Below are 12,607 nucleotides of genomic sequence, written 5' to 3'. Positions count from 1 at the left end.
TTATGCAACGAGGAATAGTCTGGGTCGTTGATGACGATAGTTCCATCCGTTGGGTGCTAGAACGTGCGCTCGCAGGGGCTGGTCTGAGCTGTACCGCATTTGAAAGCGGTAAAGAGGTGCTGGACGCACTGGCCAGCAAAACACCGGACGTATTGTTGTCAGACATTCGCATGCCGGGTATGGATGGTCTGACGCTGTTAAAACAGATCAAACAGCGTCATCCAATGCTTCCGGTCATCATAATGACGGCGCATTCCGATCTGGATGCCGCCGTCAGCGCCTACCAGCAAGGGGCGTTTGATTATCTGCCCAAACCTTTTGATATTGACGAAGCCGTGGCGCTGGTCGAACGTGCCATCAGTCATTATCAGGAACAGCAGCAGCCGCGTAATGTACAAATCCACGGACCAACGACCGATATTATTGGCGAAGCGCCAGCGATGCAGGATGTTTTTCGCATTATTGGCCGACTTTCCCGTTCTTCAATCAGCGTATTGATTAATGGCGAGTCCGGGACCGGTAAAGAGCTGGTCGCTCATGCCCTACACCGTCACAGCCCACGCGTCAAAGCGCCGTTTATCGCGCTGAACATGGCGGCGATCCCGAAAGATTTGATCGAGTCTGAACTGTTCGGTCATGAGAAAGGGGCGTTTACCGGGGCAAATACCATTCGTCAGGGGCGTTTTGAGCAGGCCGACGGTGGGACGCTGTTCCTCGATGAAATCGGCGATATGCCGCTGGACGTGCAAACGCGTTTACTGCGCGTATTAGCCGATGGACAGTTTTACCGGGTGGGTGGTTATGCGCCGGTGAAAGTGGATGTTCGCATCATCGCCGCCACGCATCAGAATCTGGAACTGCGCGTACAGGAAGGTAAATTCCGTGAGGATTTATTCCACCGTCTGAACGTCATTCGCGTTCATTTGCCCCCGCTGCGTGAACGTCGGGAAGACATCCCTCGCCTGGCACGTCATTTCCTGCAGGAAGCCGCCCGCGAACTGGGGGTGGAAGCCAAACAATTACATCCCGAAACCGAGGCAGCGCTTACGCGTCTGGCCTGGCCGGGCAACGTACGCCAGCTTGAAAACCCCTGCCGCTGGTTAACCGTTATGGCTGCCGGACAGGAAGTATTGATTCAGGACTTGCCGGCCGAGCTTTTTGAAACCAGCGTGCCAGACGCGCCGTCCCCTATGCAGCCGGACAGTTGGGCAACGCTGTTAGCGCAGTGGGCAGACCGGGCATTACGTTCCGGTCATCAAAATTTGCTTTCTGAAGCTCAACCAGAGATGGAGCGCACGCTATTGACCACCGCGCTACGTCATACCCAGGGGCATAAACAGGAAGCAGCGCGCTTGCTCGGCTGGGGCCGTAATACCTTGACGCGTAAGTTAAAAGAACTCGGAATGGAGTGACGCTCGGTCACAGTGTAAAGTTTGATAATTGAGCGCAAATTGCTGCTATTTTGCGCTTTACTGTTCCGATGAGTTAAGTATGATCGTGCCCGGCTAACGGGGGGAAGTCATCATGCTGGAATCAATGATTAATCTGCTGTCGAGCGGTGCGGTCGAAAGCCATACGCCACAAACTGCGGTTGCCGCAGTGCTGTGCGCGGCGCTGGTTGGACTGTTCAGCTAACGATGTGCCGAATGGCGCTAACGCTTATCGGGCCTACAGGTTGTCGCAACGTGTAGGCCCGGTAAGCGCAGCGCCACCGGGCAACCCGGCTAAATGACGCGTGAGAACTGCTGCATCCGCGCTTTCTGGCGCAGATAGGCATCAAAGCACATGCAAATATTCCGAATCAGCAGGCGGCCCTTAGGCGTAACCTGAATTCCCTTCTCATTCACATCCACCAGCCCATCTTTCGCCAGCGGCGCCAGCAGTTTCATGTCTTCGGCAAAATAGTCAGCAAAATTCAGATCCCATTGCTGTTCCACGGCGGCGTAGTCGAGGCGGAAATTGCAGATCAAAAGCTTAATCACATCCCGACGAATACAGTCATCGCGGGTCAGCGCAATTCCTCGCCATAACGCGTTCCCCTGCTCGTCTACCTGCTGATAATAGCGCTTCAGCTCTTTTTGGTTCTGCGCGTAGTTGTCGCCAATCATACTGATTGCCGATACGCCCATCCCCAGAAGATCGGTATCCCCCTGGGTGGTATACCCCTGGAAATTACGATGCAGCACACCTTTGCGTTGAGCAATCGCCAGTTCGTCATCCGGGCGAGCAAAGTGATCCATGCCAATGAACTGATAACCGGTTTCGGTCAGTGAAGAGATGGTCTCCTGCAGGATATCCAACTTCTGTTGCGCGCTGGGCAGGTCGGCATCTTTGATTTTGCGCTGAGCAGCAAACAGCGTCGGCAGGTGAGCGTAGTTGAAGACGCTCAGTCGGTCTGGATTCAGCTCAGCAACGCGTTTCAGGGTGAAGGCGAAACTTTCCGGCGTCTGTTTTGGCAAACCATAAATCAGATCGATGTTCGTCGAGGTAAAACCAATCTCCCGCGCATGATTCAGCAGCGCAAAGATAAATTCTTCATCCTGCTCACGGTTAACCAGACGCTGAACTTCTTTATTGAAGTCCTGCACCCCCATGCTCAGGCGGTTAAAACCTTCAGCGCGTAAATGATCGAGCACATCCAGCTCAATTTCACGCGGATCCACTTCGATCGAGATTTCGGCGTCATCGTTAAAGTTAAAGTTGCCACGCAGCAGCGACATCAAACGGCTGATTTGCGCTTTATTCAGATACGTTGGCGTGCCACCGCCCCAGTGCAGCTGACTGACATGACGTCCGGCAAACAACGGTGCGCGATGAATAATTTCTTGTTCTAAGACATCGAGGTATTGATCGGCTTTATGCTGCTGACGCGTCACAACCTTGTTGCAGCCGCAGAAGTAACACAGTTTGTGGCAGAACGGGATGTGAACGTACAACGAGAGCGGACGCTCAGGGTAACGCGCCACAGCGTTTAAAAACGCCTCGGCGCCGTAGTCTTCAGAAAACTCCAGCGCGGTTGGGTACGAGGTATATCGTGGCCCGGAATAGTTATATTTCTGGATCAGGGCCAGGTCCCAGTCTATTAGCTGCTCTGACATGCTCACTCCTTCCGATGGCGTCTCTGGCGGGTACGGCGTACCGGCTTAACCCCTGTGCGGGTAATAAGCCGGTTGCGCAGCCACTTCTGTCGCCGCGACAACCGCTGTAGTTTAACGAATAACCACACCAGATAACATATAACCGGAAGGGTTATAAGCAGGACGGGAAGACCCACGGTGTAAAACCGTTAGTTGCCGCCTTTCAGCAGGCGCATCATATCTTCCTGCTTTTCTTCTTCTTCCTCTTCTTCCTCGTCATCGTAAGAGAGACCCAGCTTTTGCATCAGCTCATCAATGCGATCCAGCTTGGCATCAACCCAGGTTTGATCTTCCGCACTCAGGGTTTCTCCTGCTTCAAGACGCTCCAGCAGCGCATCCAGGCGCTCATCCGTTTCCAGTAAATCCAACTCAGCCTGTGGTGAAAGCATAGGTTTCTCACTCTTCGGTTTGTGCTGTTTGGTGACTTTTTCGGTCACGCCCAATGGAATGGGGGTTTTGCTGCCAATACGAGGATCTTGTTGCTTATTTTGCTTTCCGCCACCAGATGCGCCATCGCTACCGGACGCACGGCTACCCGCCGCATGGCCACGGTGTTTTTTCTGGCGCTTACGGTCGCGAGCTTCCTGGTTAATTTCTTCGCGTGTTTTACGACGCGCTTTTGCAGGACCTTTACCGCGTGGTGTAGAAGTTGGTTTCATCATGATTCGTCTTTGGCTGTTTTAATTCAGTATATATTTGCGCCGGAATCTAGCAGAAATAAAGAAAAAAGGCGACAGAGTAATCTGTCGCCTTTTTTCCTGACTCTCAACCCTTACGGGCTCTACTATCCCTGTTGGCTATCAACACACCCTGTTTTTCCCTTAGCCTGAAACATTCCGTGTTGTTTCCATTTCCTTTTACTAACGTCTCCGGACGTTTGTCTTCCTGACAATCCTGTGTCTTCGCCTCCTGGCGCTCCTGACCCTCATCCTGAGTCGTCTATCCTGTCAGCTTCCTCGCTATGGGCACTACTTTACCGTTTTGGTTTAAACGTACAAGTAACCAAGGTAACAATTTCGGATTTTAAGAATAGTGCCTAACCGTAACGCTATGATTTATTTAGGCCATGTCATTTTTTACACTGTCATCTCGTATAGATACTATAGGCAATGTCTCACAAAGTGCGAGGTTTTTACTTACACAGGCCACGCGTCGAAAAACCAGCCTTTTGCTGGTGTTCAGGTATAATCGCTGCAAAGCCTTGATTGATGGAGAGGACCGCTTTGACTAACTTGAATTATCAACAGACGCATTTTGTGATGAGTGCGCCTGATATTCGCCACTTACCTTCCGATACCGGAATCGAAGTGGCTTTTGCTGGCCGTTCCAACGCAGGCAAATCCAGTGCGCTAAATACCCTGACTAATCAAAAGAGTCTGGCGCGTACATCTAAAACACCGGGCCGTACTCAGCTCATCAACCTGTTTGAAGTCGTTGACGGTAAACGCCTGGTTGACCTGCCGGGGTATGGTTACGCCGAAGTGCCGGAAGAGATGAAGCGCAAATGGCAGCGCGCACTGGCTGAATATCTGGAAAAACGTCAGAGCCTGCAAGGTCTGGTGGTACTGATGGATATTCGTCATCCGCTTAAGGATCTGGATCAGCAGATGATCCTGTGGGCGGTAGAGAGCAACGTTCAGGTTCTGGTGCTACTGACTAAAGCAGACAAGCTGGCCAGCGGCGCGCGCAAAGCTCAACTGAATATGGTACGTGAAGCCGTGCTGGCGTTTAATGGTGATGTGCAGGTAGAAGCCTTTTCATCACTGAAAAAGCTGGGCGTGGACAAACTGCGGCAGAAGCTGGATAGCTGGTTTAGTGAACTGGCACCGGTCGAAGAGATTCAGGACGGGGAATAATCCCCCGCTATGCCGGATGGCGCCGCTGCGCGTCTTATCCGGCCTACGGCGTGAGCGAAACTTTTCTTGCGCACAATAAAAAACGCCCCAGTCATTACTGACTGGGGCGGCTAAAATATTCAGCCAAATCCGATTACGTGAAGTAAAAGGTCTGAAAGATAGAACATCTTACCTCTGTACCCTACGTGAATAACTTTACTCTTTTTTGAGCAGCTCAGAAAGCACTTTTTGTAATTTTTTTTCATTCCTTACATAGGGAATTCTAATGGACATCACAAAAGTTCTATCTTATGTTGCTTAGTTACGAAAAAAGGCCGTTATTCAGTAAACCCTTAGTGCGCTTGATCCCAGTTTTCACCACTACCGACTTCCACTAATAACGGCACGTCAATCTGGGTCTCGTTTTCCATCAGTTGATGGATCTTTTTAGACACACTTTCCAGGTCATCTTTGTGCACTTCAAACACCAGTTCATCGTGAACTTGCATGATCATGCGCACGCGCGGTTTCTCGGTTTGCAGCCATCCGTCTACGGCTATCATGGCTCGCTTAATAATATCTGCGGCAGTACCTTGCATCGGGGCGTTGATTGCGGCGCGTTCAGCACCCGCACGACGAGCGCCATTACTGGATTTAATATCCGGCAAATAGAGGCGACGCCCTTCCAGCGTTTCAACGTAACCCTGCTCTTTTGCCTGTGCACGCGTGCGTTCCATATATTCCAGCACGCCAGGGTAGCGTTCGAAGTAGAGATCCATGTACTTCTGAGCTTCTTTGCGCGGAATATTTAACTGGCGAGCAAGACCAAAGGCGCTCATCCCGTAGATTAAACCGAAGTTGATAGCTTTCGCGCTGCGGCGTTGTTCGTTAGTTACTGAATCCAGCGGTAAGCCAAAGACTTCAGAGGCGGTTGCGCGGTGAATATCTTTCCCTTCGGCAAATGCGGTAAGCAAACCTTTATCACGCGAGAGATGCGCCATGATACGCAGTTCAATCTGCGAGTAGTCCGCGGAAACAATCACGTAGTCTTCCGGTGCAATAAACGCCTGGCGAATACGACGACCTTCGTCATTACGTACCGGGATGTTTTGCAGGTTCGGATCCGTTGAAGACAAGCGCCCGGTCGCGGTAACCGCCTGATGATAAGAGGTATGTACGCGCCCGGTTTTCTTGTTAATCATCAACGGAAGCTTATCCGTATAGGTCGACTTCAGTTTTGCTAACCCACGATATTCCAGGATCACTTTCGGCAACGGGTAGTCCAGCGCCAGCTCTTCCAGTACCTCTTCCGAGGTTGATGGCGCGCCGCCAGGTGTTTTCTTCAGCGGCTTAATGCCCTGCTTTTCAAACAGGATGGTTTGTAGCTGCTTGGTGGAAGAGAGGTTAAAAGCTTCTCCGGCGATCTCGTGCGCTTTTTGCTCCAGCTCGTTCAAACGCAGCGTCAGCTCTTCTGAATGCTTGTGCAGAACAGCCGGATCGATTTTCACACCGTTGCGCTCAACGCGAGACAAAACCGGCACCAGCGGCATATCGATATTTTCAAAGACGTTCAGTGGCCCTTTATGCTGCTGCAATTCCGGCCACATCTTCAGATGCAGTTGTAGCGTAACGTCGGCATCTTCCGCAGCGTAACGACCAGCTTCTTCCAGCGCTATCTGGTTAAAGGTCAGCTGGTTTTTGCCCTTTCCGGCAATCTCTTCAAAGGTAATGGTTTTATGTTTCAGCCAGCGATCGGACAGGCTGTCCATATCGTGTCGACCAGCAACACTGTTAAGAATGTAGGACTCGAGCATGGTGTCAAAGACGATGCCGCGCAGTTCGATATCGTAATTCGCCAGAATGCCGCGATCGTACTTCAGGTTTTGCCCGACTTTATGCGCGTTTTCGTCTTCCAACAGCGGCTTCAGCAGCGCCAGCGCACGGTCGCGAGTGATCTGATCGGGGGCGTCCAGGTAGTCATGGGCAACAGGAACATAGGCAGCTACGCCCGGTTCAATGGCAAAAGACAGTCCAACCAGATTCGCAGAGATATTGTCCAGGCTGTCAGTTTCTGTATCAAAGGCGAAGACGGGCGCTTTTTTCAGCTTCGCGATCCACTCTTCCAGCGTCGCTTCATCCAGAATCGTCACGTAGTTATCGTACGAAAGAGCCGTCGCAGGTTCTTCCGGCGTAGCCTCGACGACGATTGTTTCCTGCGGTTTAGCCGCCGGCTTCGTTCCTTTCGCCTGCAGCCATTTACCGGCTTCTACGTCTGCAACCCAACGCTTAAACTCATACTGTTTAAACAGGCCAAGCAGTTCATCTGCGGCGGGCTGCTTCACTTGCAGTTGCTCGCAGGTTAACTCCAGCTCAACATCTGTTTTAATGGTCGCTAATTGATAAGAGAGGTACGCCACCTCTTTATTTTGCTCAAGCTTGCCTGCCATGGTTTTCGCACCACGGAAAGTCAGCCCCGCAATTTTGTCAGATTCGGCATAAAGGGTATCCAGCCCCCCCAAGCCCTGTAGCAGGGCCTGAGCCGTTTTTTCACCCACGCCAGGTACGCCAGGAATGTTATCGGAGGAGTCGCCCATCAGCGCCAGGAAATCAATAATCAGCTCAGGTGGCACACCGTACTTATTTACCACTTCATCCGGGCCGAGGATAGTATTGGTCATGGTGTTGATCAGGGTGATGTTCGGTGTCACCAGCTGAGCCATGTCTTTATCACCGGTACTGATCAGCACCGGACGACCAACCTTTTCCGCTTCACGCGCCAGCGTACCGATAACATCATCCGCTTCCACGCCTGAAACAGCGAGTAATGGCAACCCCATCGCTTTTACCATCGCATGTAGAGGTTCAATCTGCGCGCGCAGATCGTCAGGCATTGGCGGGCGGTGTGACTTGTAATGCTCGAATAATTCATCACGGAAGGTTTTACCCTTAGCGTCAAATACCACAGCAGCATGGGTCGGCTGATATTGTAGAATCAAGCTACGCAGCATGTTGAGAACACCGTACATCGCACCAGTAGGTTCTCCTGCGCTGTTAGTCAGCGGCGGAAACGCGTGATATGCGCGATAAAGGTAAGATGAGCCATCTACAAGGATAAGTGGGTTTTCTGGGATCTGAACCATAATGTCCGTGCCTGTTTATCAGATTATGGGTAAAGGATGCCACAGACGGGATGAAAACATGAGTTTTTCGCCGTTTTTGTCGAAAAACTTTTGCAGTTCTTCTGCTTTGCTCGCAAATAAAACTGTGGATAACTTTGTGAATAAATAATTTTCAGCTCTTTAAATATAGCAAGATAATTATTGATTCATTGTATTTTTTCATATATTTCAGTTAATTAAATAAATCCACAGCATTTTATTCCATTTTTATCGCTTGTATCCTGATGTGGATAGATATTCCTTTTTTTTCTATTCAGGGAAGATCCATCATTTGGTTCGTTTTCTGATAAAATCAGCCCCTTGCGCCTTTTTAGCGCACTATCTATGGCTAACTTATTGAATAATTTAATTATGACAAGAATACTCGCTGCGATAACGCTGTTGCTGAGTATCGTATTGACCATATTGGTTACGATTTTTTGTTCTGTGCCAATCATCCTTGCCGGGGTGGTAAAACTCCTTTTGCCTGTTCCTGTCGTCTGGCGCAAGGTTTCCATCTTCTGTAATTTCATGATGTATTGCTGGTGTGAAGGTCTGGCTATACTGCTGCACCTCAATCCACGATTGAAGTGGGACGTCGAAGGGCTGGAAGGTCTTAGCAAAAAAAACTGGTATCTGCTCATTTGTAATCATTACAGCTGGGCCGATATCGTCGTGCTTTGCGTTCTGTTTCGTAAGCACATCCCGATGAATAAATATTTTCTCAAACAACAACTCGCCTGGGTGCCGTTTATTGGCCTGGCCTGCTGGGCGCTGGATATGCCGTTTATGAAACGTTATTCACGCGGCTACCTGCTCCGTCACCCGGAACGGCGCGGTAAAGACGTGGAAACAACGCGTCGCTCCTGCGAGAAATTTCGCGTACACCCGACAACTATCGTCAATTTTGTCGAAGGTTCACGCTTTACTAATGAGAAACGTGAGCAAACCCGCTCCCCCTATCAAAACCTGCTCCCACCTAAGGCGGCCGGTATCGCTATGGCATTGAATGTGCTGGGGGCGCAGTTTGATAAGTTGCTGAACGTCACGCTGTGCTACCCGGAAAATAGCAGCCGCCCTTTCTACGATATGCTGAGCGGCAAATTAACGCGTATTGTCGTGCGGGTGAACCTGGAGCAAATTCAAGAAGAGTTGCACGGTGATTACGTGAACGATAAAGGTTTCAAGCGTCGGTTTCAGCTATGGTTGAATACGCTCTGGAGCGAGAAAGACGCGCAAATAGATGCGATTAAAGCCACAAACAAAAAAGCCGGTCAATGACCGGCTTTCGCTTTTATTTCTGACTAACCAGGAATTTCACGGTATCCGCATACTGCTGTACAAAGATATCCATGCTGCTGGTATCCATGCCCTGCGGGTTTACCTGGTATTTACCATTCACGAACATCGCCGGAACGCCCTGCAGCTGTAAATCAGCTGCCGCTTTTTCCTGCTGCGCCACGAGTGATTTCACCACAAAGCTATTCCATGCCGCATCGTAGTCTTCACCTTTAATACCCGCGTCGACAAACACTTTACGGATATCTGCAACAGACTGAACGGTCTGGGTTTTCTGAACCCCTTCAAACAGCGGAACAGTGACCTTATCTTCAACGCCAAGTGCCATAGCAACAGCCCAGGCCTGCGTCAGATCTTTACCCAAAGGCCCAAGAAACTCGACGTGGTATTTGGTCATCTTGGTGCCTTCCGGCAGTTTTTTCTTCACGTTATCAGACACATGAAGCACTTCTTCAAACTGATAGCAGTGCGGGCAGTAGAAGGAGAAGAACTCCAACACTTGCGGTTCACCCGCAACAGGCTTTTCCAGAGTGATGTATTGTTTGCCATCCTGGAACTGCGCCGCAGATGCGCTAAAAGCTAAAACCATACCAGCCAGCGCCAGCCATATTTTTTTCATGTTCAAGTTTCTCCGATTAATACATTGGCGTTAATTGTAAGGGGGGCTCTTGCAGAATTTTTGCCTGCTCAATAAAAGTTGCGGTCTGACGATGCCAGTAATCTTCCCCAGTTAACCACGGGAAGTTTTTTGGAAACGCAGGGTCACCCCAACGTCGGATCAGCCATGCAAGATAATAAACTAAACGCATAGCACGTAAAGGTTCGATCAGTCCGATTTCTGTCGTGTCGAACTCACTAAACTCTTCATAAGCCTCGATAATGGTTTCAAGCTGCATGCGTTGTTCAGCTTTATCGCCGTTAAGAAGCATCCATAAATCCTGAACAGCCGGGCCATTGCGGGCATCATCTAAATCGACAAACATTGGACCGTCACGCCACAGAATATTGCCGGCATGACAATCACCATGCAGCCGTAACGTGGCAAAACGCGTATGCCAGCATTCGGAAACTATTGTAATAAGTGAATCCGTTGCTTTCAGGAAAGCTGCTTTTTGCCCTGAAGGAATAAGTTGGGCCTGTTCAAACAGTTTACGCGGTTCGGTCAGATACTCTTCAAGGCCAATCGTGGGACGGAAAGCGAAATTACGCTTGCCGCCAGTCTGATGCATACGCCCCAGATAGCGCCCAACCGCCTCCATCTGATCGATGTTATCGGCCTCAAACTGGCGTCCGCCGACGCTTGGGAAGATCGCATAATGAAAACCCTGATGGCTTAACAGTGTTTGGCCGTTCAGTACCAGCGGTGCAGCAACCGGCACTTCATCGCTCACCAGTTCCAGAGCAAACTGGTGCTCTTCCTGGATCTGATCAACGGACCAACGCTCAGGGCGATAAAACTTAACGACAAAGCGTCGGCGGTCTTCGTCCTGAAACTGATAGACACGGTTTTCATAGCTGTTAAGCGGGGTTAGCCCGGAGTCCACCCGGATCCCCTGCTCAAACAGTGCATCCATGATGGTATCCGGGTGTAGCGTCTGGAAAGTAAAAGCGTTGTCGTTCATCCCATCATCCGGAAAATACTACGAATGATTCAGGATATCATTTCGCAGCGCTTTCGGTGGCGGCGATTACAAGCTTTTACTCTTTAATTACGCCACGTGCGCGGAGAAGGGCTGTTTTAAAATCTTCTTCATAATCTTTCTGAATACCTGGGATGACGGCGTCTTTCGCCGAGTCACGCATTTTCAGGTGATAGATCAGAATGTCATCAGTTAAATCCGCCAGTTCACCGTCAAAACCTGACTCTTGCGCCAGTTTCTGTAAAAATTGCATCAGGTTAAGATCAGGTTCTTTCTGCCAGGCTGGCTGGAGGAGTTCAATAACTTCATTAAGGCGTTTACATTTCATGGTTGTGCTCCTTAGGCTTAATACGGATACGTTAGCAGGGTCAATCCCACATTAAAAGAGGCGATATCAGTGATTCTGGATAGTGCAATAACAGGGGTTGTGCTGGCGGGCGGTAAGGCCAGACGGATGGGCGGAACCGATAAAGGCCTGCTTGAACTCGACGGTAAACCGCTTTGGCGACATGTGGCCGATACTCTCGCTTTGCAGGTCGATACCGTAGTCGTTAATGCCAATCGCCACCGGGATATCTACCAACAAAGCGGCCTGAAAGTTATTCCCGATACCTTGGCCGATTTCCCTGGCCCACTGGCTGGGATGCTGTCGGTATTCCTGCAGCAAGCGGGGGACTGGTTTTTGTTCTGCCCGTGCGATATGCCCTATATTCCTCACGATCTGGCCTCCCGTTTAAAAGAGCAGCGCAAAGCTGCACCAATCGTCTGGGTGCATGATGGGGAAAGAGATCACCCGACAATTGCCCTGATGCACCGCTCCTTGCAGCCCTTGCTACAGGATTATCTTCAGTCAGGTGAACGACGCGTCATGGTCTTTATGCGTCAGGCTGGCGGTCATGCCGTCGATTTCAGCGATCATAAAGATGCATTCGTAAACGTGAACACACCTGAAGAACTTGCAAAATGGCAGGAAAAATCATGATCCCATTACTTGCCATTGCGGCATGGAGCGGTACGGGAAAAACCACGCTGCTAAAGAAACTGATCCCTGAGCTGCGTGTCAGAGGTATTAGACCCGGATTGATTAAGCATACTCATCACAATATGGATGTCGACAAGCCCGGTAAAGACAGCTATGAGCTGCGCAAAGCAGGGGCGGCACAAACACTGGTCGCCAGCCAGCAACGTTGGGCGTTAATGGTAGAAACACCGGAAGAACCCGAACTGGATTTAGCGTATCTGGTAAGCAGGATGGATGCTTCGACGTTAGATATGGTACTGGTCGAGGGATTTAAGCATGAACCTGTTGCGAAGATCCTGCTTTTTCGTGAGGGCTGCGGACATACTCCTGAAGAGTTGGCGATGGATGAGTTTGTTATCGCGGTTGCCAGTGATGTTCCGTTACCTGTGGATGTTCCATTATTAGATATCAATGACATACAGCAAATTGCAGAATTTGTTACGCAATGGGCAAGACGATAACTGCGGTGTGGTGATGCGCTTTGTTAAGCCGGATAAGGCGTTTACGCCGCATCCGG

At 50.3% G+C, this 12,607-nt stretch carries 12 protein-coding genes and 1 pseudogene; 6 read left to right on the top strand and 7 right to left on the bottom strand.

Annotated features, from left to right (window positions below; genetic code table 11):
* The first annotated feature begins 2 nt into the window (after window positions 1-2).
* Window positions 3-1,412 carry a nitrogen regulation protein NR(I) gene (glnG, locus tag FDW92_RS19580; RefSeq protein ID WP_137400688.1) on the top strand — a complete coding sequence of 470 codons (1,410 nt, stop codon included), beginning with the start codon at window positions 3-5 and terminating at the stop codon, window positions 1,410-1,412.
* Between the two features lie 112 nt (window positions 1,413-1,524).
* A complete protein-coding gene (locus tag FDW92_RS19575; protein ID WP_003028631.1) occupies window positions 1,525-1,635 on the top strand; it encodes a YshB family small membrane protein in 111 nt (36 codons plus the stop codon).
* An 89-nt stretch (window positions 1,636-1,724) separates the two neighbouring features.
* Here the strand turns inward: FDW92_RS19575 and hemN are convergent, their stop codons facing one another.
* From hemN to FDW92_RS19560, 3 genes and pseudogenes are all read right to left on the bottom strand, one after another.
* On the bottom strand, window positions 1,725-3,098 hold the full coding sequence (gene hemN / locus FDW92_RS19570; protein ID WP_137400687.1) for an oxygen-independent coproporphyrinogen III oxidase: 1,374 nt from the start codon (window positions 3,096-3,098) through the stop codon (window positions 1,725-1,727).
* Window positions 3,099-3,286: 188 nt separating this feature from the next.
* Entirely contained in the window at window positions 3,287-3,796 is a 510-nt protein-coding gene (yihI, locus tag FDW92_RS19565; RefSeq protein ID WP_249357210.1) for a Der GTPase-activating protein YihI, read from the bottom strand.
* 106 nt (window positions 3,797-3,902) lie between these two features.
* Window positions 3,903-4,151 (bottom strand): annotated as a pseudogene (locus FDW92_RS19560) (hypothetical protein).
* Window positions 4,152-4,360: 209 nt separating this feature from the next.
* Here FDW92_RS19560 and yihA point away from each other — a divergent pair.
* The gene (gene yihA, locus FDW92_RS19555; RefSeq protein WP_042313572.1) at window positions 4,361-4,993 is read left to right on the top strand and encodes a ribosome biogenesis GTP-binding protein YihA/YsxC; all 633 of its coding nucleotides are present in this window, start codon (window positions 4,361-4,363) and stop codon (window positions 4,991-4,993) included.
* Between the two features lie 332 nt (window positions 4,994-5,325).
* Here yihA and polA read toward each other — a convergent pair whose 3' ends face one another.
* Complete coding sequence (polA, locus tag FDW92_RS19550) at window positions 5,326-8,112, bottom strand: DNA polymerase I (protein WP_042313575.1); 2,787 nt, start codon at window positions 8,110-8,112, stop codon at window positions 5,326-5,328.
* A 363-nt stretch (window positions 8,113-8,475) separates the two neighbouring features.
* Between polA and FDW92_RS19545 the strand changes: the two genes are divergently transcribed.
* On the top strand, window positions 8,476-9,411 hold the full coding sequence (locus FDW92_RS19545) for an acyltransferase (RefSeq protein WP_042313578.1): 936 nt from the start codon (window positions 8,476-8,478) through the stop codon (window positions 9,409-9,411).
* A 13-nt stretch (window positions 9,412-9,424) separates the two neighbouring features.
* Here the strand turns inward: FDW92_RS19545 and dsbA are convergent, their stop codons facing one another.
* From dsbA to FDW92_RS19530, 3 genes are all read right to left on the bottom strand, one after another.
* Window positions 9,425-10,048, bottom strand: coding sequence for a thiol:disulfide interchange protein DsbA (gene dsbA / locus FDW92_RS19540; protein WP_038635827.1), 624 nt, complete (start codon window positions 10,046-10,048; stop codon window positions 9,425-9,427).
* A 16-nt stretch (window positions 10,049-10,064) separates the two neighbouring features.
* On the bottom strand, window positions 10,065-11,051 hold the full coding sequence (locus FDW92_RS19535; protein ID WP_042313581.1) for a serine/threonine protein kinase: 987 nt from the start codon (window positions 11,049-11,051) through the stop codon (window positions 10,065-10,067).
* A gap of 76 nt (window positions 11,052-11,127) precedes the next feature.
* A complete protein-coding gene (locus FDW92_RS19530; protein WP_003028616.1) occupies window positions 11,128-11,397 on the bottom strand; it encodes a YihD family protein in 270 nt (89 codons plus the stop codon).
* Window positions 11,398-11,466: 69 nt separating this feature from the next.
* Here FDW92_RS19530 and mobA point away from each other — a divergent pair, with 69 nt between their 5' ends.
* Window positions 11,467-12,051, top strand: a complete 585-nt coding sequence (gene mobA, locus FDW92_RS19525) for a molybdenum cofactor guanylyltransferase MobA (protein ID WP_042313585.1) — start codon at window positions 11,467-11,469, stop codon at window positions 12,049-12,051.
* The gene (gene mobB / locus FDW92_RS19520; protein WP_042313588.1) at window positions 12,048-12,551 is read left to right on the top strand and encodes a molybdopterin-guanine dinucleotide biosynthesis protein MobB; all 504 of its coding nucleotides are present in this window, start codon (window positions 12,048-12,050) and stop codon (window positions 12,549-12,551) included. Before mobA ends, mobB begins: the two co-directional genes overlap by 4 nt.
* Window positions 12,552-12,607 lie beyond the last annotated feature (56 nt).

The sequence above is a fragment of the Citrobacter sp. wls706 genome (genome assembly GCF_005281305.1).
Lineage (GTDB): Bacteria > Pseudomonadota > Gammaproteobacteria > Enterobacterales > Enterobacteriaceae > Citrobacter > Citrobacter werkmanii.
Note: the sequence above shows the minus strand (reverse complement) of the source record. Positions and strands in the feature narration are given on the sequence as shown.